The sequence below is a fragment of the Prauserella halophila genome (genome assembly GCF_024171895.1).
GTDB lineage: Bacteria > Actinomycetota > Actinomycetes > Mycobacteriales > Pseudonocardiaceae > Prauserella > Prauserella halophila.
In genome coordinates, this window is sequence record NZ_JAMTCQ010000010.1 from 395,140 (window position 1) to 420,179 (window position 25,040).

The following is a 25,040-nucleotide window of genomic DNA, read 5'->3' on the forward strand; positions in this document are numbered from 1 at the left end:
CGATGGCTCAAGCGGCGCCTCTCTCCTGTCGACATCCCTTATGGGGTTCGAGGCTGTTGGAGGTGACGTGGTGACACCGGCCGAACCCGTCTTCGACACCGCAGCGCTGGTGGCCGCGCACGAATCGCTGGCCGACGCGTTCGCGGAGCAGGGCGACTGGCGCAGTGCCTACGAACACCTGCGCTCAGCACTCGGCCATGCCCAGAGCCTGCCCGTCGCGGCGCGCATCCCCGAGCAGTACCGCCGCGAGGTCGAACAGCTGCGATACGAGAGCCTGACCGACGAGCTCACCGGCGTGTACAACCGCCGCTACCTCGACCGCACCTTGCCGTGGCTCGAACCCGTCGCCGTGGCGCTGGTCGATCTCGACGAGTTCAAGGGCGTCAACGACCGCTTCGGGCACGAGGTGGGCGATCGGGTGCTGCGCCAGGTGGCCCGAATCCTCCGGCGGTCGTTGCCGCAGGGAGGGTTCTGCGCGCGCTACGGCGGTGAGGAGTTCGTGCTGGTGGTGCCCGAGACGTCGCCGAGGACGGTCGCCGCGATCGTCGAGCGCGCGCGGATGCGGGTCGAGCAGTTCCCGTGGCGGACGGTGAGGCAGGGGCTCGCCGTCACGATCAGTGTTGGTGTTTCACCCGCCGACGGCGATGCCGATATCCGCCTCCGTATTGCGGACGAGTTGCTCTACCAGGCAAAACGACGGGGTCGCAACTCGGTGGCCTGCGATCACGGCCCGGAAAGTGGTGTGATGCGTACTCTCAGTGGAGGCACTCCCCGGCGGCATTCGTGAGGTCGTGCTCCCCCTGCTCTCTACCGTGTGATCGGCGATACCCAAATTTGCAACTCTGCGTAAAAAGTTCGGGCCTTGGTGTCGTCACGAAAGAGGGACGTCCGTACGATAGCGCACACTGTCCGAAAGCCGATCACGCCACGGTCGTTTCCGTGCTGCGAATGCGGTATGTGACCAGGCGTTCTGGGAAGGAGTGGGCGCGTGTCCGACGAGCACGGCTCGCCTGCTTCGCGCCACGCCCAGGCCGCTGCGGACCAGGTCGCGGAATGGCGCCGTCGCGCCGAACGTAATCGCGCCGACTCCGAACGCAAGCGACGCCGCTCCCTCGACGGCGACGGTGGAACGAGCGTTTCCGAACTGCTGGCCAAGACCGGGCACAACCCACAGGCAACCGGGTCGCCGCACGACGCGGCCCCGGCGGTCGAGCCCGGCACGGCCGGCAGAAATGACAGAAGTGGCCGAGTAGGTGAAAGCGACGAAAACGGCCTAACTGGCGAAAACGGCAGGATCGGCGGAAACGGCAGGACCGGCCGAAACGGCGCAGTCGGTGGAGGTAACGACATCGCTGGAAACGGCGGAGTCGGTGGAGGCAACGGCGCTGGTGGAAACGGCGCCGCTGGAAACGGCGGAGTCGGCGGAAACGGTCGCAAGCCGGGTCCGCCCGTGCCGCCGGTTCCACAGCCTGCTCCGAATGCCGCTGCGGGTCCCGGCCATCCGACCGAATCGGATGCACCGGCCGGACCGGCGCAGCTGCCGCCGCCACCGGGTCGTCGCGGCGCACCCCAGGCACACCCCGAACCTCACCCCGAGCCCCGCCCCGGTCCTTCTTCGCCGTCCGCGCCTCCTCGTCGTGGCGCCGAGCCGCCCCCGCCTCCCGGCCGGTCCGGTCCTCCGGAACCGCCGCACGGAGCGCCCGAACCGCCGCACGACATGTCGGCACGTCCGGCGCCGCCCGAACCGCCGCCCGAACCGCCGCCCGGACCGCCGCGCGCCATGCCGGCACGTCCGGCACCGGCGGAACTGCCGCCCGAACGGCCCGAACGGCCGCCCGAGCCACCGCCACGCCCGCCGTCGCCGCCACCGCGGGCGCAGCAGCGGCCGTCGCAGCAGCTGCCGTCGTCACCACCATCGGAGCAGCCACCACCGGTGCCGACTCCTCCGCGACGGTCCGGACCGGGTGACGTGCCTCCGCACACCCCGGGGCCGGAGCCCGAGGTATGGCAACCGTGGGGTGATGCCGCGGAGCCGCTTCCGCCTCGTGGTCGGGCCCAACAGCAGTCCCGTGAACAACAGCAGCCCCGTGAACAACGAGAGCCCCGTGATCCGAATCGGGATCCGGGAATTTCCCCTGGACCGGGGCGTCCGGACGGTCCGCAGCAAGGTGGCTCGCAGGCTGCCCCCCGCGCGCCGATCCCACCGGGCCAGCGCACCCCGCAGCACTCCGGTCCGAATCCGCGACCGGTCAGCGACGCTCGACCGCCCGCACCTCCCGGGCGGCCTCGCGCGGCGTTCACCGACGCTCCGTCGCCGGATGTCCCGGATCGGTCCGATGTCGCGGGCCGGCCGGAGGTGCGTCGACGGCAGGACGGGTCGGCGCCGGACGACTCGGCGCTGCCCGCTGTCTCGGGCCGGCCCGTTGCGCCGGGCGAACCCGCTGCGCAGAGTCAGCCCGTTGCGCCGGGCGAACCCGCTGCGCAGAGTCAGCCCGCTGCCGCGCGTCCGTCAACTGCCCCGCCTCGGTCGGCTGCGCCTGGCCCACCCGCTGCTCCCGGCCGGTCCGGGGCTCCGGGTTCGCCCGCTGCGCCGCGTCCGTCGACCGGTCCGCGTCCGTCCGTCGCCCCGGAACCGCCCGGTGTCGCAGGACCGGGCGCTGCTCCAGGTCCGGGCGCTGCACCAGCTCCGCCCGGTGCCGCAGGCCCCGGGCGCGGGCCGTCGGATCAGCCGCCCCGCAGGCCGACTCCGACTCCGCCGCCTCCCGCGCGGCCGCGTCACCACACCGAACCCGGCCCCGAGGGCGGTCCGCGCCCGAACGGCCGTCCCGTGGACCCGCAGGCCGACGGCCCCGACGGAGCACGCCGCGTCGAGCAGCGTCCGGCCCCGCCACGTCCTCAACAGCGCCCTGACCAACAGCGCCCTGAGCCTGAGCCCGATCCCGAGTCGTCGACCGCGTTCGGAGCAGTCGCGTCCGTGCCGGAGACCGGGCCCGACGCCGATACCACCGGTGTCCGGGACGCCCGCGATGCTCGTGGCGCCGCAGCCGACATCGACCCCCGTGACGCCCGTGACGCCCGTGACGCCCGCGGCGATCGCCGTGACCTCGACGAACGCCGGAACCCCGGAACCCGCCGTGTCGCGGAAGGCCCCCACACCGGTCCCCGCACGGGTCCGGACGCCGGAGCTCGTGCAGGTGACCGGCCGGAGCCGCCCCGTCCGGGCGGGCGCGGCACGTCATCGCCCGCCGGGCCCGCACCCGACGAACTCCCACCCGCCGAACCTCCACCCGACGAGCCCGCGTCTCCCGATCCCGCCGAACCGGGCCGTTCCGCTCCGGCGCCGCCGCGGCCGCGCAGACCGCTCGCTCCCGGCAAGGAGGGCGAAGACCGGCTGTCGATGACCGACCAGATGGAGCCGGTCGACGAACAGACCCAGTACAAGCGCAAGATCGACAACACGCTGGCCCGGTTCTCCGCCGCGCACGACGAGCTCGAAGCCGAGGAGGGCGAGCGGCGTGCGCGCAAGGAGCGGCTCGCGGCGCGGTTCGAGCACACGCGCACGAAACTGCAGGCGGCCGTCACGTCGACGATCGGCGGGCGTGGTTCGGCCGTCAGGGGAGCAGGGGAGCCCCCGCACGACGACGCCCACGGCGAGGAAGACACCGCCCACGCCGAGGAAGAAACCGGCCTCGCCGCTGGTGATCCTGCCGCGGATGCCGACCGTCCCGACGACGACGCGGCCGCGCGCACCCGGCTGCAGGAGAAGAAGAAGCGGAAGAACGACCGTGCCCGGCTCGCGAGCAAGACGCTGGCGATCGTCGCCGCGGCGCTGGTCTTCCTCGCCACGGGGGCCGCGTGGGGTGCGAAGACCTGGTTCGACTCGAAGTTCAACCAGATCGCGGCGCTCGACGAGAACTCGTCCCACATCATGCCCGGTCAGATCGGCGACGAGAACTTCATCATCCTCGGCTCGGACACTCGCGAGGGGGCAGAGGAGGAGGATGACGTCGGCACGACCGCCGACGTGGGTGGCGCGCGGTCGGACACGCTGATGGTGGCGCACGTGCCGGAGAACCGCCGTCGCGCCGTCGTCGTGTCGTTCCCGCGCGACCTGGAGATCACCCGGCCGGAATGCGAGCGCTGGGATTCGAAGTCCGGGCAGTACGGCGAGGTGACACCGGCTGCCGACCAGGTCAAGATCAACACGGCGTTCGCGGTCGGCGGGCCGAAATGCGTGACCAAGGTGGTCCAGCAGCTCACCGGGATGAAGATCAACCACTTCGTCGGCATCGATTTCAACGGCTTCAAGGGCATGGTCGATGCGGTCGACGGTGTCGACGTGCAGATCGACGAGCCGATCGTGGACCAGACGCTCGGCGAGGTCGTCACGCAGACCGGCAACGTGACGCTCAAGGGCCAGCAGGCGCTGAACTACGTACGCGCGCGCAAGGTGTACAGCGATCCGACGTTCTCCGACTACGGCCGGATGCAGCGGCAACAGAACTTCCTCTCGTCGCTGCTCGACGCGACACTGTCGAGGGACGTCCTGTTCGACACCGCCAAGCTGAGCCGGTTCGTCGAGGCGTTCACCCGGTCGACGTTCGGCGAGGGCATCGGCGTCGACCAGATGCTGACGCTGGCGCAGTCGATGCGCGGATTCGATTCCGGCAAGGTCGAGTTCCTGACCGTCCCGACGGTCGGCGAGGCCAACGAGCGCGGTAACGAGGTGCTGCTCGAACAGGACTCGCAGGCGTTGTTCGACGCGATCATCGACAACACGCCGCTGCCGGGAGAGAAGTCACCGTCCGACGAGGATCCGGACGGTGACGCGTCGTCGAGTGAGCAGGCCCAGTCCGACGAACAGCAGACTGCGGAACAGCCGGCCGGCGTCGCGGCGCCCTGACCGGATCACCCTCGCGCGCAGTCGCCCGTTGGCGCACCCGCGAGGAGTGGCGGCCGGGCCGGGAATCCGCAACACGGCCTCCGGAATCCGCAACACGACCTCCGGAACCCGCAACACGACCTCCGGAAGCCGCAACACGGGCGCATCGACTCGCCCGGCAGACCTCACCGAGTCGTCGGTCCGCGTTCACCGACGGTTCAGATCGGGATTCGGCGTTGGGCCATTGCGGGCCGTAGAGTCAGCCGTATGCGGGATGCCTACAACCTCGAACTCGACAATCTCCGTTCTCAACTGGGTGACATGGTCCAGCTGGTGAGTGAAGCGATGGAGCGCGCGACGCGATCGCTGCTGCACCAGGACCTCGAACTCGCCGAGCAGGTCATCAGCGACGACGTGAAGGTGGACGACGCACGGTCGACCGCCGAGGAGAAGTCGTACGGCCTGCTCGCGCTCCAGGCGCCGGTGGCCACGGATCTGCGCATCGTCGTCGCATCACTGCACGCGGCGGAGAGCATCGAGCGGATGGGCGACCTGGCGCTGCACGTCGCGAAGGCTGCCCGCCGCAGGCATCCGCAGCCGGTGCTGCCTGCGGAGGTGCGGCCCGCGTTCGAGCGGCTCGGCGACGTGGACGTGCGCCTGGCTCGCAAGCTCGAGCGGGTCGTGCGCGGTGACGACGCGGAAGCCGCCAAGAGCCTTGAGGACGATGACGACGAGGTGGACGAGATCCACCGCAACCTGTTCGCCGTGATCATGGATCGCGACTGGGAGCACGGTGTGTCGCCTGCCGTGGACCTCACACTGCTGAGCCGGTTCTACGAGCGCTACGCCGACCACGCGGTCTCCGTGGCGCGCCGGATGCTGTTCGTTGTCACAGGGCGTATGCCAAATCACAGTTCCAGCGACGTCTGATCGACCGACCTTCATCCGCTCGGGTTACGCGTTGGACACATGCCGTATGAACTGGGAATGCGCGGCCGACAACAGTCGGTCACCCCGTGGTGATGTCGCCGTGACGTCGCCGGGGTGGCACGTCCCGTTCACCTTCCGTTCATTCGCTTCATGAAGCGGCTTCATGTCGCGCCCATAGCGTTCGACGCGGCACAAACCCCGAGCGGCGGCAGGAGTTCTGCCGCACCAGAACCCCGGAAGAGGTCAACTGTGAAGCGTTCCACCCTGGGCCGCGCCTTCGTCCTGCCGACGACGGCCGCACTCGCGTTCGGCCTGGTCGCCTGCGGCTCCGCCAACGAGGAAGGCTCGTCCGGCGGTCCCACCATCAACGGTGCCGGCGCCAGCTCGCAGGAGGCGGCGCAGAGCGCGTGGCGTACCGGCTTCCTCGACAACAACGAGGGCACCATCAACTACGACCCGGTCGGCTCGAGCGGCGGCCGGGAGCAGTTCACCAACGGCGGCGTCGACTTCGCCGGCTCGGACGCCTACCTCGACGACGGCGAGGTCGCGGCTGCGCAGGAGCGTTGCGGTGAGGGCGGCTTCGTCGAGGTGCCCGCCTACGTGTCGCCGGTCGCGCTGATCACCAACGTCGAGGGCGTCGACAGCATCAAGCTCAAGCCGGCGACGATCGCCAAGATCTTCAACCAGAAGATCACCACGTGGAACGACCCGGAGATCGCGGCCACCAACGAGGGCGTCGACCTGCCGGACACCAGGATCGTCCCGGTGAACCGCGGCGACGGCTCCGGCACCACCGAGAACTTCGTCGAATACCTCAAGGCCGCGGCGCCCGAGCAGTGGCCGCACGAGGTCGGCGACGAGTGGCCGGTGTCGGGCGGCGAGGCTGCGCAGGGCACTTCCGGTGTCGTGCAGGCCGTCAAGAACGGCGACGGCACGATCGGCTACGCCGACGCCAGCCGGGCAGGCGACCTGACGACCGTCGAGGTCGGTGTCGGTGACGAGTTCGTCCAGTACTCCCCGGAGGCCGCGTCGGCCGTGCTCGACGTCTCCGAGCGCGTCGAGGGCCGCGGCGACCACAGCTTCGCCTTCGACCTGGCCCGCGACACGACCGAGTCGGGCACCTACCCGATCGTGCTGGTGTCCTACGTCCTGGCCTGCAGCAACTACGACAACGCCGACAAGGCCACCATGGTCAAGGACTACCTCAACTACATCGTCAGCGCCGAGGGCCAGGACGCCGCGGCCGAGCAGGCCGGGTCCGCCCCGATCTCGGACGACCTGCGCTCGAATGTGGAGCCGGCGATCGAGGCGATCAGCTCGTCGAACTCCGGCAGCTGACACCCGTCGGCAACCGTCGCAGACAGCGATAACGGGCGACCCGAGTGGCGTCCCCGCACTGTCCGGGTGGTCTCCTCGGCGATGAGGTGACCACCCGGACACACGCGTGTCAGGAGAGTTGTTCGTGAGCCGGGTCGTGCGCCGCCGCGGCGGCCGAACGCAAGAACGGAAGGAATAGAACGTGGCTTCCAGTACCGAGGCCCCGCCCCGGAGGAACCGGACGCCGCGACGTCCGGGCGATCGCATCTTCGCCGGTGTTTCGACCGGGTCCGGCGTGCTGATCCTCGTGGCGCTCGCGGGTGTCGCGGTCTTCCTGGTGACGGAGGCGTGGCCGGCGCTCACGGCGCCCGCCGAGGACATCCCCGGCGGCGAGGGACTCGTCGTCTACATCTGGCCGCTGCTGTTCGGCACGCTGATCTCGGCGGTGCTCGCGCTGGTCATCGCCGTACCGCTCGCGGTGGCGATCGCCCTGTTCATCACCTATTACGCACCGCGCAGCATCGCCAAGGCCCTCGGCTACATCATCGACCTGCTCGCCGCGGTCCCGAGCATCATCTTCGGCCTCTGGGGCATGAACGTGCTGGCGCCCGTCACGGTCGATCCGGCGTCGTGGCTGTCCGAGCACGTCGGGTGGATCCCGTTCTTCGCGGGCCCGGCGTCGTCGACGGGCCGCACCATGCTGGTGGCGATCATCGTGCTCGCCGTGATGGTGCTGCCGATCATCACCGCCGTCGTGCGCGAGGCGTTCACGCAGACGCCGCAGCTGCACCAGGAAGCGGCGCTCGCGATCGGCGCCACCCGGTGGGAGATGATCCGCATGGCGGCCCTGCCGTTCGGCCGCTCCAGCATCATCGGCGCCTCGATGCTCGGCCTCGGCCGCGCGCTCGGCGAGACGATGGCCGTCGCGATGGTGCTGTCGGCGTCCGCGGGCGTCACGTTCGACCTGATCAGCAGTGAGAACCCGCCGACCATCGCCGCGAACATCGCGCTGCAGTTCCCCGAAGCGACCGGCGTCGGGATGAACACGTTGATCGCGTCCGGTCTCGTGCTGTTCGCCATCACGCTGGCCGTGAACATGATCGCCCGCGCGGTGATCAACCGGCGCAAAGACTTCGACGGAGCCAACTGATGTCCACCTCGCTCAAGACTCCCGAACAGGATCCGGACCTGAACACGCCGCTCGGCGGGGTGTCGCTCACGGCCGGTCAGCTGCCGCGGAGCGCCGCGCCGACCACGCTCGTCGCCGCGGGGGTGGCGGGCCTGCTGCTCTGGCTCCTGGCCGACTGGGCCATCGTGCTGTGTGCACTGCTCGCGGCGGCCGCCTACGTGGTGATCGTCTACACCTGGTCGCGCACCGTCGAGGGGCCGCGTAAGGCCACCGACCGGTTCGTCACGGCGCTCGTTTCCGGCGCGTTCCTGCTGGCGTTGCTGCCGCTGATCTCGGTGATCGCCACCGTGGTCACGAGGGGCGTGGCACGGTTCGACGCCGAGTTCTTCACGTACTCGATGATCGGCGTCACCGGCGAAGGCGGCGGCATCTACCACGCGATGATAGGCACGCTGATCATCACGGGACTCGCCACGCTGATCTCCGTACCGGTCGGCATGCTCACCGCGATCTACCTCGTCGAATACGGCCGCGGCAAACTCGCCAAGGCCATCACGTTCTTCGTCGACGTCATGACCGGTATTCCGTCGATCGTCGCCGGTCTGTTCGCCTACGCGCTGTTCGTGATGGTCTTCGGGCCGGGGGTGCGCATGGGCCTGGCCGGCGCCGTCGCGCTCAGCGTGCTGATGATCCCGACCGTCGTGCGTTCCACCGAGGAGATGCTCAAGCTCGTGCCCAACGAGCTGCGCGAGGCCTCGTACGCGCTGGCCGTGCCCAAGTGGCGGACGATCCTGAAGGTCGTGCTGCCGACGGCCCTGGCCGGCATCGCCACGGGCGTCACGCTGGCGATCGCCCGTGTCATCGGCGAAACCGCACCACTGCTGGTGACCGCGGGCCTCACCGACGGCGACAACTTCGACCCGTTCGACGGCCGGATGACGACGCTGTCGGTGTTCTCGTACTACGAGTATCAGAGCCCCGGCCTGTTCGCCGAGGCGTCCTTCGACCGCGCGTGGGGTGCCGCGCTGGTGCTGATGATCATCGTGATGGTGCTGAACCTCGTCGCTCGGGCCATCTCCAAGCTGTTCGCCCCGAAGTCCCGCTGACGGCCCGGAAAGAGTAGGAAGTAACTGTGGCTAAGCGCATCGAGGTCAAGGACCTCGACATCTACTACGACAAGTTCCTCGCGGTGCAGGGCGTGTCGATGACGATCCAGCCGCGGTCGGTCACGGCGCTGATCGGGCCGTCGGGTTGCGGCAAGTCGACGTTCCTGCGCACGCTCAACCGGATGCACGAGCTCGTGCCGAACGCGCGGGTCGAGGGTTCGGTCGTCATGGACGACGACGACCTGTACGGGCCCAACGTCGACCCGGTGAACGTGCGCAGGCAGATCGGCATGGTGTTCCAGCGGGCGAATCCGTTCCCCACGATGTCCATCTACGACAACGTGGCTGCGGGCCTCAAGCTGAACAACAAGCGGCTGAAGAAGTCCGACATGGACGATCTCGTGGAGCGGTCGCTGAAGTCGGCCAACCTGTGGGAAGAGGTCAAGGACCGCCTGCACAAGCCGGGTTCGGGACTGTCGGGTGGGCAGCAGCAGCGGCTGTGCATCGCGCGTGCCATCGCCGTACAGCCCGAGGTGCTGCTGATGGACGAACCGTGCTCGGCGCTCGACCCGATCTCCACGCAGGCCATCGAGGACCTGATGCTGGAGCTGAAGACGAACTACACGATCGTCATCGTCACGCACAACATGCAGCAGGCCGCGCGCGTATCCGACACCACCGGGTTCTTCAACCTGCAGGGCGTCGGCAAGCCCGGTGAACTCGTCGAGATCGACGAGACGACGAAGATCTTCTCCACGCCGGCGCAGAAGGCGACGGAGGACTACATCTCGGGCCGCTTCGGCTGATCCCTGCCTCGCGTGTCCTGCACTCAGGGCGCCGTGTTGCAGGTTCCGGGGCCCGTGTTGCGGGTTCCGGGGACCGTGTTGCGGGTTGCGGGAACGGGTGCAGTCAGGCCGGGGCGAAAGCCCGGAGCGTCGCGTCGACGAGAGCGTCGGCGAAGGCTGCGTCGATGCCACCGGAGCGGAGTAGCCAGCGTTGGGTGAGCGGTGCGTAGAGCATGTCAAGTAGCAGGTCGAGATCGGCGTCCTCCGCGACCTGACCCGCCCGTTGCGCGCTCCGCAGCCGCCGCAGTTTCGCTTCGCGAACGGGTGTGTCCATCCGTTCGCGATAGGCCGTCGCGAGCTGCGGATCGTTCATGATCTCGGTGTGCAGCGCGCGGATGGGCGCTTGGAACTCGTCGTCGGCGAACTCCGCGACCGTCGCCCGTAGGACCGACCTGAGGTCCGTTCGGATGTCGCCGGTGTCGGGCAGTTCGATGTCGCCTGCGCTGTCCTGGCTCAGTGCGAGCAGCGAGTCGAACACGACCGCACCCTTCGACGGCCACCAGCGGTAGATCGTCTGCTTGCCTACTCCCGCCCGTGCCGCGATTCCCTCGATCGACAGCTTTCCGTAGCCGACTTCGGCGATGAGTTCCCTGGTCGCGGCGAGGATTGCCTGGCGAGAACGTTCGCTGCGGCGGGGTCCGGACTCCGGTGCCATGGCGACATCGTACGACGAAACGAGACGGTTCGTCTTGACAATCCATGCCAACGAGCGGACTCTGAACCCATTCGAGACGGACCGTCTCGTCTCGATATGGGAGGTCGGCATGACGCGAAGTTGGTTCATCACCGGTGCGTCCCGAGGTCTGGGGCGGGCCTTCACGGAGGCGGCGTTGGCGGCGGGGGATCGAGTGGTGGGCGTGGCTCGCGACGTCACCCCGTTGGCCGAGCTCGTCGCCCGATCAGATGGCGCGCTGTCGACGTTCTCGCTCGACGTGTCCGACCGGTCGGCGGTCATGGCCGGTGTGCGCAACGCCTTCGACGAGTTCGACGGCATCGACGTGGTCGTCAACAACGCGGGCGGTGCGCTGCTCGGGATGGTCGAGGAGGCCACCGAGCAGCAGGTGCGCGAGCACTTCGACACGAACCTGTTCGGCGCGCTGTGGGTCTGCCAAGCAGCAGTTCCACTGTTGCGCGAGCAGGGCTCAGGGCACATCCTGCAGATCGCGACGATGCCCGGAGCCGGCGGCGGATTCGCGTCGACCGGTCTTTACGGCGCGGGTAAGGCCGCGCTCGAGACGATCAGCGGCGCGCTCGCCATGGAGGTCGAACCGTTCGGGATCTCCGTGACGACCGTGCACCCCGGCGGATACGACACCGACCTGTTCGCCCGCGGATTGACGACGACCAGCCCGAATCCGGAGTACGCGCCACTGCGGGAACGGCTCGACGCCCTGCTCGGCGACGCCGAGGATCTCGATCCGGCACGGGCGGCGGAGGCTCTGGTCGAGATCGTCGACCTCGACGAGCCGCCGCGGCGCATCATCCTCGGCGGTGCGGCCTACGACATGTCGATGGACATGTTCCGCGCGACGACTGCCGAGTTCGCGAAGTGGGAGGAGTTGAGCAGGCAGGGCGACTGACGGGGTGGCCGATGTGCACGGGTGCAGGACACGCGCGAGGGCGCAGCCGCGTGAGCGCGCCATGAGGGGGCGGTCCGGCGACGGGTGGGCGCAGGACACGCGCGCACGAATGCTGAACAGACGCCCCGGAGTCCGCAACACGGGCCCCGGAGTCCGCAACACGGGCCCTGGAATCCGCAACACGGGCCCTGGAATCCGCAACACGGGCCCTGGAGTCCGCAACACGGGCCCCGGAGTCGGTTGCCGCTTGCTTCAGTTGCGGAGGAAGCGGACGTGGGGGTGGCCTTCGGGGCTGGTCGTGACCTCGGCCTTGACGTTGTAGACCTGCAGGATCAGGTCCTCGGTGAGCACGTCCGCGGAACTGCCCGCCGCCACGACGGCACCCTGGTCGAGCAGGACGATCTCGTCGCAGTACATCGCGGCGAGGTTCAGGTCGTGCAGGGCGATCACGGACGTCACGGGCAGCGAGGAGAGCAGGTCGAGGAGTTCGAACTGGTGCTGCACGTCGAGGTGGTTCGTCGGCTCGTCGAGCAGCAGCTCGCGTGGACGTTGCGCGAGTGCACGGGCGATCTGCACCCGCTGGCGTTCGCCGCCCGACAGGGTCTGCCAGCGCTGCGAGGCCTTGGTCGTCATTCCGGTCTGTTCCAGCGCCTCGTGGATCGCGGCCTCGTCGGTGGCCGACGACGCGAGCCACGCGCGCCGGTGCGGCACCCGGCCGAGCCCGACGACGTCGCGCACCGTCAGTGGAATCTGCGTGTCCGAATGCTGCTCCACGACGGCAACGCGCTGCGCCAACGTCCGCCGGGCCACGTCGGACAGGTCCTGGCCGTCCACGGTGACCCGGCCCGCCGACGGCTTGAGCACGCCGGCCAGCACCCGCAGCAGCGTCGACTTGCCCGACCCGTTCGGCCCGAGAACACCCACCGTCGAACCGTCGGCAGGCGCGACGCTCACGCCGTCCAGCACCAGCCCGCCGCCGAGTGAACGCGACACTCCCGTGGCCGCCAGGCCCACGTCCGGATCGGATTCCGCCGCCGTCACTGCGCACCCCGCGAGCGGTAGAGGATCAGCACGAACGCGGGTACGCCGATCAGCGCCGTGACGACCCCGACGGGCACTTCCTGCGGTTCCAGCACGGTCCGCGCGATCGTGTCGACCCACACCAGCAGCACCGCACCGGCCACCGCGCTCACCGGCAGCAGCCGCGCGTGCCCCGGACCGGTGAGCAGCCGCGCGGCGTGCGGCAGCACGAGACCGACGAAGCCGATCGCCCCGACCGAGCTGACGAGCACCGCAGTGAGCAGCGCCGTCACCGACATCAGCACCACGCGCGTGCGCCCGACCGAGACGCCGAGCGTGGCCGCCGCGTCCTCGCCGAAGGCGAACGCGTCCAGCGAGCGCGCGTATCCGCTGCACACCAACAGGGTGCCTGCCAGCACCACCGCGCAGGTGGTCACTTCGGACCAGCTGGCGTTCGCCAGCGAGCCGAGCAGCCAGAACAACACGCCGCGCGTGGTCTGGGCGTCGGCGGAGGTCAGCACGATGAACGACGTCAGAGCCGACAGCAGCTGCATCACCGCCACGCCCGAGAGCACGACCCGGTCGGTCGTCCCGCCCAGCGTGTGGCTCAGGGTCAGCACCAGCGCGAACGACGCCACCGCGCCGAGGAACGCGCCGCCGGACATCGACAGCACGCCGCTGCCCACTCCGAGGACGATGACCAGCACGGCGCCCGTCGATGCACCGGACGAGACGCCCAGGACGAACGGGTCGGCGAGCGGGTTGCGCAACAGCGACTGCATCACCACGCCGCACACCGCGAGCCCCGCCCCGCACACCGCGGCCAGTAGCGTCCGCGGGAGTCGCAGGTCCCAGATGATGCCGTCGCGCAGCACCGACAGCGTCGGTTCGGCCAGCCCGACGCGGGACAGCAGCGTCGTCCACACGTCGCTGACGTCGATGTCGGCGGGTCCGATCGTGACGGCCACCGCGATCGAGGCGATCAGCACGAGGCAGCCGCCCAGCAGCAGCGCCGGCAGTCGCGACCGCGCCGCACCGGCGGTGGCCGCAGGCGGCGTGCTCGTCCCGCGGTCGGTCGTCACGGTGCTCACTGCACCAGCCCGAACTCGCGGAGCTTGGTGGCGAGCTCCTCGGCGCCGTCGACGGTGCGGATCGTCGGGTTCAGTGCCTGTCCCGAGACCCGCACGTAGCGTTCGCGTTTGACCGCCGTCATGTCCCGGGTGACCGGATGCGATTCGAGGAAGTCGATTTTGGACCGTGCCGATTCCGCGGTCTGCGAACGACGCGTCAGGTCGCCGAGCACGACGACGTCGGGATCACGCTCGGCGACGTTCTCCCAGCCCGACTGCGGCCACTCGGCGTTGGTGTCGTCGAACACGTTCTCCGCACCGACGGCGCGGGTCATGATGCCGGGTGCACCGCAGCAGCCTGCCAGGTACGGCGAGTCGGAGTTCGCGAACCAGTACAGAACGGATGTTCCCGTCGCGTCGACGTCGAGTCCGTCGAGCCGCTGCTTCAGCTCGTCGATCAGCTTCTGCCCGCGCTGCTGCACGTCGAAGATCCGGGACAGGTCGCGGATCTCGCCGTACAGCACGTCCATGGTGAGCGTTTCCGACCGGATGCCGTCGCCGGAGCCGCTGTTGTCCTTCGCACCGCAATCGGTGGGTGACAGATACGTCGGCACGCCCAGCTCGTCGAACTGCTCGCGCGTGGCTACCCCTCCCTTACCGAGGGTCGCGGCGAACGATCCGGCGGCGAAGTCCGGCTCGGCGTCCAGCACCGATTCGAACGACGGCATGTCGTCGGCCAGGCGCGGGATGCCCTCGGCGGCCTGCTTCAGCTCGGGCAGCACCGGGTCGGTCCACGTCGCCGTGCCCACGATCCGGTCCTCGAGGCCCAGTGAGAGCAGGAGTTCCGTGCTCGCCTGGTTGAGGGTGACGACGCGCTGCGGCGGTTCGTGCACCTCGGTGGTGTGACCGCAGTTGTCGATCGTGCGCGGGAAGCCGGGTGCGGCCTGTTCGCGTTCGGCGGCGGGCGCGCCGCAGGAGGCGAGGCCGACGGTGAGGCAGGTCGAGAGCAGCAGTGCCGCCGAGGTGCGGATGGCTCGTGATCGTGACGGGAGGATCTGCACAGGGTTCCCTTGATGTCGAGGACTCATGCGCGGAGCCCGCAGTCGGACCGGTTGCCGGCTCGTGAGAGCCCGGGCCAGCAGGTCTTCGGACTCGGGGTCATCCGGCCGGAACGCCTTCCCGCCGCCCGTCGGGCCGCAGTGGCGTGTGTCCCGGCCGTCACCCTCACCGCTGCGCGTCAGTTCCGGATTCGCACCGGATTCCCTGACTCACGTCACCCGTGAGCACGACTGGCCGCCGGCGACGCTACCACCGGCCTGCGTGCGGACCCGCCTCAGGTGCGCACGCTCACGCGGCGTCCGCCGTCGCGTACTGCACATCCACTTCGTACGGCGTGAAGCCGAGCCGGCGGTAGACCGCCACGGCGGGCGTGTTGTCACCCTCGACGTAGAGGATCACCCGGCGCAGGCCGCGGTCGGCCAGGTGGCGCAGGCCCGCGAGGGTGAGTGCGCGGCCGAGCCCGCTGCCCTGGGCGTCCGGGTCGACGCCGACGACGTAGACCTCGCCTGCGGCGTCGCCGGGAGGGCCGCCGCCTTCGGAGGCGCTCTGCGCCGCGCTCGCCGGCTCCGGGGCCGCAGGGTTCGGCGGGTGCACCTTCGTCCAGTGGAAGCCGATCACGGTGCCCGCCTTCTCGGCGAGGAAGAACCCGTCGGCGTCGAACCAGTCCTCCCGTTCGGTCGCGGCGAGGTCGGCGACCGTGAGTTCGCCCTGCTCCGGGTGCCAATGGAACGCGCGGGCGTTGACGTCGACGACGGCCTGTTCGTCGGCGCCGGGTGTGAACGTGCGCAGGGTGACGCCTTCGGGAAGGGCCGGCTCGGGCCAGTCGGCGCCCGCCGTTCCGACGTGCATGATCAGCAGTTCGCGGGAGCGCAGCAGCCCGAAGCGTTCGGCGAGCGTGGCTGCTCCCGCGCGGTCGCCGTGAGCCCACACCCGCAGGTTCCGCGGATACTCCGCCACCAGGGCCTCGGCCAGCGCGGTGCCGTATCCGGACCGGCGGTGCCCGGGATGGACGACGAGCTCGGCGACCCACCTGCCGAACGCATCACCGGACTCGTCGACGTGTGCGACGCCGACGAGTGCGTCACGGGCCGTCGCCAGCAGATACCGGCCACCGGCGAACTCGCCGGGCAGCGGGCCGTCCGGTTCGGCATCGGGTTTACCGTCGACGCCGCGTGCCGCCGTCAGCAGCTCGCGCACCGCCGCGGTGCGTTCGTCGTCCAGATCCTCGGCCCACTGCAGCTCCAGCATGCCCGCCAGGCTAGCCGGACGGCCGGTGTCGGTGCCGTCCTCGCCCGGTTCGTGGGAAGGAAAGCGCCGACGTCGCGGCTGTCAGTGTCCCGAGTACTCGTCGCGGGCGGACGGCCGGGAGATGATGGGCCGGGCCGGCGTGTTCCCGCCGGGGACGGTCCCGCCGGGATTACCGCCTTTTACCGGGCCGGTGGACTTCGCGGGCCGCTCGAACTTGTAACCCACATTGCGGACGGTGCCGATCATCTGCTCGTGTTCGGGCCCCAGCTTGGCGCGCAGGCGCCGCACGTGGACGTCCACGGTGCGGGTGCCGCCGAAGAAGTCGTAGCCCCACACCTCCTGCAGCAGCTGGGCGCGCGTGAACACGCGGCCCGCGTGCTGGGCGAGGTACTTGAGCAGCTCGAACTCCTTGTAGGTGAGCTCGAGGGTGCGCTTGCGCAGGCGGGCGGTGTAGGTCGCTTCGTCGATCACCAGATCGCCGACGCGCAGCTCGGCGTCGACCTGAGGGGCGCCGCCGTCGCGGGTCGTGGCCAGCCGCAGGCGGGCGTCGACCTCGGCGGGGCCCGCGGTGGGCAGCAGGATGTCGTCGGTGCGCCATTCCGAGTTCACCGCGACGAGTCCGCCTTCCCCGATGACGGCGATCACGGGGGTCGTCGCGTCCTCCTCGCCTGCGCCCTTGAGCAGCCGGCTCAGGCTCTTGGCCGACGCGAGGTCGGAGCGTGCGTCCAGCAGGATGACGTCGCGGTGACCGGCATCCAGCAGCGCGGTGACCTCGGGGGCCCGTACGCGTACCGTGTGCGGGAGCAGGTCGAGAGCAGGCAATACCGACGTGGCATCGGATTCTGCAGTGAGTACCAGCAAGCCCAGGCTCATCGCAATCGCCTCACAAGTGCCGTCGCCTCACAAGACAAGTGCCACCGCCTCACAAGTTTCGAGCGCCTCAAGTAAAACTCGGGCCGGTCATCGGTGACAATAGCGTTGACACCCCGCGGGTGTCTGCAGTCGTGAAACGGGCATCACACAACGGCGTGTTTACGGTTTCGTACGTCCCCGGTCACATTGCATCCCGGGGTGTGTCGGTTCCTGCCCATTCCCGGAGTTCGACAGTGCCGGCCAGCCGCCTGCCTGCCAGCCGCCGATTGAGAGCCACTCGTGAGTGAAACCGTGTCCCCGCCGTCGAAGTCCTCCTCCCCGAGCTCGGGACGCCGCGTCCGCAAGATCGTCACGGTGGTTCTCGTGGTGCTCGCGGTACTGGTCGGCGTCGATTTCGCGGGCGCGGCGTTCGCCGAGCACACGGTGTCGCAGAAGGCGCGGCAGCAGCTGGGTCTCGACAGCGACCCCGACGTGGGGATCGGCGGGTTCCCGTTCCTCACGCAGGCGGTCGCCGGTGAGTACGGCCACATCACCGTCGAGGCGAAGTCGGTGCCGGTACAGGACGTGCTGCAGGACGTCGGCATCAAGGCCGAGCTGTACGACGTCGACGCCCCGCTGTCCGACCTGGCCCAGGGCAACGTCGACAACGTCACGATCGACCGGGTCGAGGGCGAGGTCACCCTCAAGGCCAGCGACATCAACCGGGTCAGCCCGCTGGACAACATCGAGGACCTGCAGATCGCCGCGTCGAGCGAGGCCTACGTCCGCAACGGCGAGGGCTCGGGCGAGCAGGCCACCGACACCGATGACAGCGCCAACACCGGTGGCGACGCCGACCGCGCTCCCGGTGCGGGAGCGGGCGACGGTTCCGACGGCGACCCCGTCTACGGCCCGGACGGCGACGACAACGACGACAGCTCCGCGGGCATCCGACTGTCGGGCAAGGTGCAGGTCGCGGGTCAGGAGAAGGAGATCTTCGCGTTCGCGATCATCGAGCTCGACGGCTCCAGCATCACGATCACCCCGCACCGGCTGCAGTTCGGGAATGACCAGGAGACGACGGTTGTTCCCCGGGCGGTGCAGCGGCAGCTGCTGCCGAGCTTCGAGGCGGACATCAACGCGGGTCAGCTGCCCTTCACCGTGACGCCGACCGCGGTGGTCGCGTCGCCGGACGGCATCACCGTGCGAGGTGAGGCCGAACACGTGGCCTTCACCGGTGCGAACGCCTCACGCTAGGGGCCGCCCTCGCCGACGCGGGCGTGGCGGCGCCTCCGCCCTCAGCGAGGGCGGCCGGCCCCCGCTGGGGGAGCCGGCGCTGGGGGAGACCGGCAGGAGCGAGTACGACGGGAGGACGTATGACGGGATTGATCGTCGCCGGGGTGACGCTGGTTGCCGCGGTGATCGTCGGCCTGGCCCTGCGCTCCCGCAACGGGCGGATCCGCATGTCCGCACCGCCGTCGGAGCCGGATGCCGCGGCCGGTCCCGGTTCCTCCGCCGCGATCCCCGCATCGGGTGACGGTGACCGGGGTTCCGGCGACGGCACGCCTGCGCAGGCCGGACTGCCTGCCGACGTGCGGGACGCGCTCGCCGGTGAGGCAGCCGACGTGACGCTGGTGCAGCTCTCGACGACGTTCTGCGCCCCCTGCCGGCAGGCGCGGGCGCTGCTCACGCACGTCGCCGAGGGCACCGAGGGGCTGCGTCACGTCGACCTCGACATCACCGACCGGCCCGGGATCGCCCGCGACCTGGGTGTGCTGCGCACGCCGACCACGATCGCCTACACCCGATCGGGTGGCGAGCTGTTGCGGGTCTCCGGGGTGCCGGATCGGGAGACGCTGCTCGCAGCCCTCGAACCCCGGCTACCCGCGGACGGGCGGTCCGCAGCCGACCGCTCCGACGTCGGGCATCCCACAGAATGAACACGGTTCCCGCTCCTGGGGAGCCTGAGTAGGCTTACCGCCGTGGACAGGCCGGATTCTCACCTCCCCGTGCCGGGCGTCGAGCTGACCCAGCGGCGCGCGGTTGACTTCTGCCGCGTGCGTAGCAGCCTGTGTACCCCGGCTCACGCACCGAGTCGGCGGTGCGCGCGCAGTTCGAGCCGCTGACTCCGCCGCAGGAGACAGCCCGTCGGAGGAGGTGTCATGTCCGCCCCGCAAGCGGTCGATCCACGTGGTCCCCGATTCGCCGCGATCGTCACCACGGTCGTGCTGGTGATCGTGCTGGCGACCGGCTGGTGGCCGTTGCTGGCCGCGCAGACGGTGGTCTTCGCGATCGGCGCGTTCGTCGGGCTGCGGCCCGCGCCGTACTCGGTGCTATACCGCCTGCTGATCGCACCGCGGCTGCAGCCGACCGACGAACGCGAGGACGTGGCGCCGCTGCGGTTCGCCCAGGCGGTGGGGTTCGCGTTCGCACTGGTGGGCACCATCGGGTACGCCAGTGGCGTGATCGTTGTCGGCCTCGTCGCCACGGCGCTGGCCCTGTTCGCGGCGCTGCTCAACGCGGTGTTCGGCTTCTGCCTCGGTTGCGAGATGTACCTGCTGCTGCAGCGCATCTCGCCGCGGGCGGGGAGTACGTCGTGACAGGCACCTGCACTCTCCCGGTCCGCCACCTCGCGGGCAGCAACACCGCCAGTCTCATCCGCACCGAACACGAGTAACAGAAAGTGAGTTCCGCTCCATGAGCCGTGAAGACGTCCTGGTCACTACACAGTGGGCCGAGGAGAACCTGAGCACCCCGGGTGTCGTGTTCGCCGAGGTCGATGAAGACACGACCGCGTACGAAGGCGGCCACATCCCGGGTGCCGTCCGGATCGACTGGAAGACTGAACTGCAGGACCAGGTGCGCCGCGACTTCGTCGACAAGGCGGGCTTCGAGAAGCTGCTGTCGGCCAAGGGAATCGGCAACGACGACCTGGTGATCCTGTACGGCGGCAACAACAACTGGTTCGCGGCGTACGCGTACTGGTACTTCAAGCTCTACGGCCACGACAAGGTCAAGCTGATCGACGGCGGCCGCAAGAAGTGGGAGCTCGACGGCCGCGACCTCGTCAAGGAGGTTCCGGACCGGCCCGCCACGAACTACACGGCATCCGACCAGGACCTGTCGCTGCGGGCCTTCCGTGACGAGGTCGTCGACGCCATCAGCACGAAGAACCTCGTCGACGTGCGTTCGCCGGACGAGTTCTCCGGCAAGCTGGTCGCCCCGGCGCACCTGCCGCAGGAGTCGGCGCAGCGCGGCGGCCACATCCCGTCGGCGCTGAACGTGCCGTGGGCGAAGACCGCCAACGAGGACGGCACGTTCAAGACCGCCGACGAGCTCAAGGAGCTCTACGAGGAGGCGGGCCTGGACACCGGCAAGGCGACGATCGCCTACTGCCGCATCGGCGAGCGCTCCAGCCACACGTGGTTCGCGCTGCACGAGCTGATGGGCCTGAAGGACGTCAAGAACTACGACGGTTCGTGGACCGAGTACGGCTCGCTGGTCGGTGTGCCGGTCGAGACCGGTTCGAACGGAGGCAAGTGACATGAGCGACGGATGCGGAGCTCCCGAGCAGACGGCGGTCGTGACCGGTGAGGACACCGGCGACCAGGTTGTCGTCGCAGGCACGGTCACCGGCGGCGAAAGCCCGCTCGGTGGTGCGTACGTGCGGCTGCTCAACGGCGACGACGAGTTCGCGGGCGAGGTGCAGGCATCGCCGGAGGGCGACTTCCGGTTCTACGCCGCGCCGGGTGCGTGGAAGGTGCGCGCACTGCACCGCAACGGCAACGGCGAGGCCACGGTCGACGCCGCGGGCCCCGGCCTGCACCAGGTGACGATCGCCGTCTCCTGAGCTGAACTGGGTACAGCCCCGCGGGCCGGCAGGCCCGCGGGGCTTTCCCATGCGCGTGTCCTGCGTTCGTGTTGCAGGTTCCGGGGCTCGTGTTGCGGATTCCGGAGGCCGTGTTGCATCCGCCCGTCGCCCAATCCACCCCACGGCCGCGCTCATACGCGGCTGTGCCCATCGAGGCCGCGTTGTCCCCAAAGCTGTGGATAACTGGCGTCGCTGTGGACAACTCGCTCCGGAGGTCCACGTGGCACTCGGGCGGGCAGGGCGGCGCCGTCCCCCGCGCTGCGCACCTCCCAGCCTTCGTAGCCCAGTGTCATCGACACGAGTTCGGCGATCGGCGGCTCGTCGTCCACCACGAGGGCGCGGACCGTCGGCGTCGAGCCGGGTGACTCGCTGTGCCAGGCTGGTCCTGGGGCCGTCGTCGCGTACGCCGTTGGGAACCGCCTGTGGCGAACCTGTGCGTGAGCTGTGCGGCGGGAGTTCGTGGCCGCCTACGCCTGTGCGAGGAGGCGCTCCGCGGCGCCCGCGTCGGTGACGAGGGTGTCGACCATGCCCGATCGCAACACCGCGGCGATGGCGTCGGCCTTGCCCGCTCCGCCGCCGAGGGCGATGACCTCGGGGATGCGTTTCAGATCGGCGACGCTCGCCGCGAGGACGTGGTGGCCGGGCTCGCCCACGAGCTCGTTGCCGTCGGCGTCGAAGAGGCGTGCTGCGACCTCGGCGACGGCACCCTTGCGGGCCAGTTCCTCACGCTGCTGCTGCCCGAGCACGCTGTAGACGGTGGACTGCCCGCTCCGCCACGCGCCGATGCTGACGACCGCCGTGGTGATCTTCGCGAACCGTTCGAAAGCCTCGGCGATGCCCGGCTGTTGCCGCAACGTCTGCGCGGTGCGGTGGTCCGGCAACACGAGCGGGCCGAAGACGGGGAACGCCTCGCCGCCGGACACCGCGGCCACTCGGCGGACCGTTTCGACGGAGCGGTCCGCCGAGTGTTCCCGGGTGTCGATCCGCGAGGAGACCCCGCACAGCTGCACCACGGGACAGCGCGCGAGCCCGCGCAGGGAGTCCGTCATCGCGTTGACGGTCCGTGCCCAGACGAGGCCCAGCACGTCGTCCTCGGTGATCAGCTCGGTCAGCAGGTCCGCGGCCATGGCGCCGAGGCGTTTGCGTAGCTCGATCTCGGTGCGGTCCGCTCGTTCGAGCACCAGTGCGCGGCGGAGTCCGTATGCGGAGGCCACCTCGTCGGACAGCGTCGGCTCGAGCGGTGCGGGCACGTCGAACTCCACCCTGATCAGCCCGCTGTCACGTGCCTGGTCCAGGATGCGCGCCACCTTGAACCGGCTGATCCCGAACTCCTCGGCGATCTCCAGTTTCGACGCGCCCTGGACGTAGAACCGCCGTCCGATCGACGTGGCGAGCAGCAGTTCGGCCGGTCCTGGATCGCCACGGCGCCGTTTTCCGCTCATATGAGCAACTTAGCACAAACTTCGCCTGGAAACGTTGACTCACCGTTGAGCAGAAGCATTCAATGCATCTGTCAGTCAACGTTCAGGCAGTGGGCAGAAGTGCTCAGTTGAGCACCTCCAGTCCGGTTGGTCCTGATCGGCCGCTCCGACGCCGTAGCGGGTGCCACCGAGGTGACAGCCGGCCGGCCGCGGCACGGTCGACACGAGCCGGGCGGGCATTGCCGGAGTGAGCATCAGGAGGGTGGCGCTTCATGCGGGCCGCGATCATCGACACCCCGGGCTCGGTACGCGTCGGCGAGGTCCCCGACCCCAAGCCGCGAGACCACGACGTCGTCGTGGCCGTGGGCGCGTGCGGCATCTGCGGTACCGACCTGCACATCGCCGACGGATATTTCCCGCCGACGCCCTACCCCATCGTCCCCGGTCACGAGTTCGCGGGCCGGGTCGTCGAGGTCGGAGCGAACGCGCCCGGCGGGTTCGCTGTCGGCGACCGCGTGGCCGTCGATCCGTCGCTGTTCTGCGGCCACTGCGGTCCGTGCCGGTCGGGGCGCGGCAACCTGTGCGCCAACTGGGGTGCGACCGGCGACACCGTCGACGGTGCGTTCGCCGAGTACGTCGCCGTCCCCGCAGCCACCTGCTACCGCATGCCCGACGCGATGACGTACCAACAGGGTGCGCTCGTCGAACCGGTGTCGTGCGCGGTCCACGGCGTGCGGCGGATCGGCGTCGAAGCCGGTGAGCGGTTCCTGGTGCTGGGTGCGGGCACGATGGGTCTGATCATGCAGCAGCTGCTGCAGCGCGCGGGCGCGGTCGTCACGACGGTCGACCGCAACACCGCACGGCTCGGCAGGCCGCGCGCACTCGGCGCCGAGGCCGCGGTCGCCGACGTCGCCGAGCTCGACGACGAGAAGTTCGACGCCGCAGTGGACTGCACCGGTGCCGTGGCCGCGATCGAGGCCGCGTTCGACTCGCTGCGCCGCGGTGGTCGCCTCCTCGTGTTCGGCGTGGCTCCCGAAGATGCGCGCGTGTCGCTGTCGCCGTTCCGCATCTACAACGACGAGATCACCGTTGTCGGCTCGATGGCGGTGCTGCACAGCTACGGCGCGGCGCTGAACCTCGTGGCAACGGGCGTGATCGACACGTCGTCGCTGCTCACCGAGAGCCTGCCGCTGGAGCAGTTCGACGACGCGCTGCAGCTCATGCGCAGCGGGCAGGGCCTGAAGACGCAGGTGCTGCCGGGGCCGGCCGATGCGTAAGCCGATGGGTAGGCCGACGCGCAGCCCGATGCACAGGACGCGGCCACGGCGTCGTGGATTCCTGGCCCGGCTGGGAATTCTGCTCACCGCGGTGCTGCCCGCCGCGGGCTGTGCGGGCGCCGGCGCACTCGGTGCGGGCGACGAGACCCTGGTCATCGCGATCGTGTCGAATCCGCAGATGGAGGACGCCGTCGCGCTGTCGGACCGGTTCGAGGCGCAGCATCCCGGCGTACAGCTGAAGTTCGTGCAGCTGCCCGAGAACCAGGCGCGCGCGAAGATCACCGCGTCGGTCGCCAACGAGGGCGGCGAGTTCGACGCGGTGATGATCAGTAACTACGAGACGCCCCAGTGGGCGGAGAACGGCTGGCTGGAGAACCTGCAGCCGCGGATCGACGCCGACCCGGACTACGACGCGGGCGACTTCATTCCGAGCATTCGCGGAGCGCTCTCCCACCGGGGCGACATGTACGCCGTCCCGTTCTACGGCGAATCGTCCTTTGTGGCCTACCGCAAGGATCTGTTCGCGAAGGCGGGCCTGGAGATGCCGGACAACCCGACGTGGGAACAGATCCGTGGTTTCGCGAAACGGCTGCACGACCCGTCGGCCGGCATCGCGGGCATCTGCCTGCGCGGCAAGCCCGGATGGGGTGAGAGCCTCGCGCCGTTCAACACGGTCGTGAACACCTTCGGCGGCCGCTGGTACGACGAGAACTGGAACTCGCGGCTCGACTCGCCGGAGTTCCGCAGGGCGTGGAACTTCTACGTCGACCTGGTGCGCGATCACGGCGAGCCCGGTGCCTCCTCGGCGGGCTTCCAGGAGTGCGGCAACCGATACGGCCGTGGACAGGCCGCCATGTGGTACGACGCGACCGTCATGGCCGGTACCAACGAGGACCCGCAGAGCAGCGAGGTCGTCGGCAAGTCCGGGTACGCGCCGGCGCCGCGGCAGCGGACCGAGGCGGGCGGCTGGCTGTACACGTGGTCACTCGCCATTCCGGAGGTCACGGACAACAAGGACACGGCGTGGGACTTCCTCCGCTGGATGACGGGCAAGGAGTTCGTGCAGACCGTCGGTACCGAGTTCGGCTGGAACCGCGTGCCCACCGGTTCCCGGAACTCCACGTACGACATCCCGCAGTACCGGCAGGCCGCAGAAGCCTATGCACAGCCCACATTGGATGCCATCAGTGTCGCCGATCAGGAGCACACGATGACGAAACCCGTGCCGTACGAGGGGATCCAGTTCCTCGGCATCCCCGAGTTCCAGGACCTCGGGACGCGGGTGTCGCAACAGCTCTCGGCCGCGATCGCCGGGCAGAAGACCTCCGAAGAGGCGCTGGCGCAGGCACACGAATACGCGGTGACGGTCGGCAAATCCTATCAGGAGAGCGGGCAATGACCCGGCGCACGATGACACCGATACACACTGCCGC

22 protein-coding genes and 1 riboswitch are annotated in these 25,040 nt (G+C 69.7%); of the genes, 15 read left to right on the forward strand and 7 right to left on the reverse strand.

The window, feature by feature from the left end:
* Window positions 1-70 precede the first annotated feature (70 nt).
* The 7 genes from LY41_RS14240 (at window position 71) to pstB (ending at window position 10,170) form a co-directional block, all read left to right on the forward strand.
* A complete protein-coding gene (locus LY41_RS14240) occupies window positions 71-787 on the forward strand; it encodes a GGDEF domain-containing protein (protein WP_253864471.1) in 717 nt (238 codons plus the stop codon).
* Window positions 788-2,974: 2,187 nt separating this feature from the next.
* Complete coding sequence (locus LY41_RS14250) at window positions 2,975-4,903, forward strand: LCP family protein (RefSeq protein ID WP_308292247.1); 1,929 nt, start codon at window positions 2,975-2,977, stop codon at window positions 4,901-4,903.
* Window positions 4,904-5,149: 246 nt separating this feature from the next.
* The gene (gene phoU / locus LY41_RS14255; protein ID WP_253864472.1) at window positions 5,150-5,812 is read left to right on the forward strand and encodes a phosphate signaling complex protein PhoU; all 663 of its coding nucleotides are present in this window, start codon (window positions 5,150-5,152) and stop codon (window positions 5,810-5,812) included.
* Window positions 5,813-6,061: 249 nt separating this feature from the next.
* On the forward strand, window positions 6,062-7,150 hold the full coding sequence (pstS, locus tag LY41_RS14260; protein ID WP_253864473.1) for a phosphate ABC transporter substrate-binding protein PstS: 1,089 nt from the start codon (window positions 6,062-6,064) through the stop codon (window positions 7,148-7,150).
* Window positions 7,151-7,331: 181 nt separating this feature from the next.
* Window positions 7,332-8,279 carry a phosphate ABC transporter permease subunit PstC gene (gene pstC / locus LY41_RS14265; protein ID WP_253864474.1) on the forward strand — a complete coding sequence of 316 codons (948 nt, stop codon included), beginning with the start codon at window positions 7,332-7,334 and terminating at the stop codon, window positions 8,277-8,279.
* Window positions 8,279-9,364: a phosphate ABC transporter permease PstA gene (gene pstA / locus LY41_RS14270; protein WP_253864475.1), complete on the forward strand. Its 1,086-nt coding sequence runs from the start codon at window positions 8,279-8,281 to the stop codon at window positions 9,362-9,364. Before pstC ends, pstA begins: the two co-directional genes overlap by 1 nt.
* A gap of 26 nt (window positions 9,365-9,390) precedes the next feature.
* The gene (gene pstB, locus LY41_RS14275) at window positions 9,391-10,170 is read left to right on the forward strand and encodes a phosphate ABC transporter ATP-binding protein PstB (protein WP_253864476.1); all 780 of its coding nucleotides are present in this window, start codon (window positions 9,391-9,393) and stop codon (window positions 10,168-10,170) included.
* 103 nt (window positions 10,171-10,273) lie between these two features.
* On the opposite strand, the gene LY41_RS14280 is transcribed toward pstB, so the two are convergent.
* Window positions 10,274-10,864, reverse strand: coding sequence for a TetR/AcrR family transcriptional regulator (locus LY41_RS14280; RefSeq protein ID WP_253864477.1), 591 nt, complete (start codon window positions 10,862-10,864; stop codon window positions 10,274-10,276).
* A 109-nt stretch (window positions 10,865-10,973) separates the two neighbouring features.
* Here LY41_RS14280 and LY41_RS14285 point away from each other — a divergent pair, with 109 nt between their 5' ends.
* A complete protein-coding gene (locus LY41_RS14285) occupies window positions 10,974-11,789 on the forward strand; it encodes an SDR family NAD(P)-dependent oxidoreductase (RefSeq protein WP_253864478.1) in 816 nt (271 codons plus the stop codon).
* Between the two features lie 252 nt (window positions 11,790-12,041).
* Here the strand turns inward: LY41_RS14285 and LY41_RS14290 are convergent, their stop codons facing one another.
* From LY41_RS14290 to LY41_RS14310, 5 genes are all read right to left on the reverse strand, one after another.
* Entirely contained in the window at window positions 12,042-12,830 is a 789-nt protein-coding gene (locus LY41_RS14290; RefSeq protein WP_253864479.1) for an ABC transporter ATP-binding protein, read from the reverse strand.
* Window positions 12,827-13,828, reverse strand: coding sequence for a FecCD family ABC transporter permease (locus LY41_RS14295; protein WP_253864605.1), 1,002 nt, complete (start codon window positions 13,826-13,828; stop codon window positions 12,827-12,829). The genes LY41_RS14290 and LY41_RS14295 overlap by 4 nt, the downstream gene beginning before the upstream one ends.
* A gap of 68 nt (window positions 13,829-13,896) precedes the next feature.
* Entirely contained in the window at window positions 13,897-14,940 is a 1,044-nt protein-coding gene (locus tag LY41_RS14300) for an ABC transporter substrate-binding protein (RefSeq protein WP_253864480.1), read from the reverse strand.
* Between the two features lie 59 nt (window positions 14,941-14,999).
* A riboswitch (cobalamin riboswitch) is annotated at window positions 15,000-15,188 on the reverse strand.
* A 38-nt stretch (window positions 15,189-15,226) separates the two neighbouring features.
* Window positions 15,227-16,186, reverse strand: coding sequence for a mycothiol synthase (mshD, locus tag LY41_RS14305; protein WP_253864481.1), 960 nt, complete (start codon window positions 16,184-16,186; stop codon window positions 15,227-15,229).
* 81 nt (window positions 16,187-16,267) lie between these two features.
* The gene (locus LY41_RS14310) at window positions 16,268-17,059 is read right to left on the reverse strand and encodes a response regulator transcription factor (RefSeq protein WP_253864482.1); all 792 of its coding nucleotides are present in this window, start codon (window positions 17,057-17,059) and stop codon (window positions 16,268-16,270) included.
* Window positions 17,060-17,338: 279 nt separating this feature from the next.
* Here LY41_RS14310 and LY41_RS14315 point away from each other — a divergent pair, with 279 nt between their 5' ends.
* The 5 genes from LY41_RS14315 (at window position 17,339) to LY41_RS14335 (ending at window position 20,888) form a co-directional block, all read left to right on the forward strand.
* Window positions 17,339-18,295: an LmeA family phospholipid-binding protein gene (locus LY41_RS14315; protein ID WP_253864483.1), complete on the forward strand. Its 957-nt coding sequence runs from the start codon at window positions 17,339-17,341 to the stop codon at window positions 18,293-18,295.
* 119 nt (window positions 18,296-18,414) lie between these two features.
* Window positions 18,415-18,978 carry a thioredoxin family protein gene (locus tag LY41_RS14320; protein ID WP_253864484.1) on the forward strand — a complete coding sequence of 188 codons (564 nt, stop codon included), beginning with the start codon at window positions 18,415-18,417 and terminating at the stop codon, window positions 18,976-18,978.
* 222 nt (window positions 18,979-19,200) lie between these two features.
* On the forward strand, window positions 19,201-19,638 hold the full coding sequence (locus tag LY41_RS14325) for a DUF4395 domain-containing protein (protein WP_253864485.1): 438 nt from the start codon (window positions 19,201-19,203) through the stop codon (window positions 19,636-19,638).
* 97 nt (window positions 19,639-19,735) lie between these two features.
* Window positions 19,736-20,581, forward strand: coding sequence for a sulfurtransferase (locus LY41_RS14330; RefSeq protein ID WP_253864486.1), 846 nt, complete (start codon window positions 19,736-19,738; stop codon window positions 20,579-20,581).
* A 1-nt stretch (window position 20,582) separates the two neighbouring features.
* On the forward strand, window positions 20,583-20,888 hold the full coding sequence (locus tag LY41_RS14335) for a DUF1416 domain-containing protein (RefSeq protein WP_253864487.1): 306 nt from the start codon (window positions 20,583-20,585) through the stop codon (window positions 20,886-20,888).
* A 488-nt stretch (window positions 20,889-21,376) separates the two neighbouring features.
* Here LY41_RS14335 and LY41_RS14345 read toward each other — a convergent pair whose 3' ends face one another.
* On the reverse strand, window positions 21,377-22,351 hold the full coding sequence (locus LY41_RS14345; RefSeq protein WP_253864488.1) for a sugar-binding transcriptional regulator: 975 nt from the start codon (window positions 22,349-22,351) through the stop codon (window positions 21,377-21,379).
* Between the two features lie 251 nt (window positions 22,352-22,602).
* Here LY41_RS14345 and LY41_RS14350 point away from each other — a divergent pair, with 251 nt between their 5' ends.
* Together LY41_RS14350 and LY41_RS14355 are read left to right on the forward strand one after the other, a co-directional pair.
* Window positions 22,603-23,607: a zinc-dependent alcohol dehydrogenase family protein gene (locus LY41_RS14350; protein WP_253864489.1), complete on the forward strand. Its 1,005-nt coding sequence runs from the start codon at window positions 22,603-22,605 to the stop codon at window positions 23,605-23,607.
* Window positions 23,608-23,635: 28 nt separating this feature from the next.
* Entirely contained in the window at window positions 23,636-25,006 is a 1,371-nt protein-coding gene (locus tag LY41_RS14355; protein WP_253864490.1) for an ABC transporter substrate-binding protein, read from the forward strand.
* Window positions 25,007-25,040: the final 34 nt, after the last annotated feature.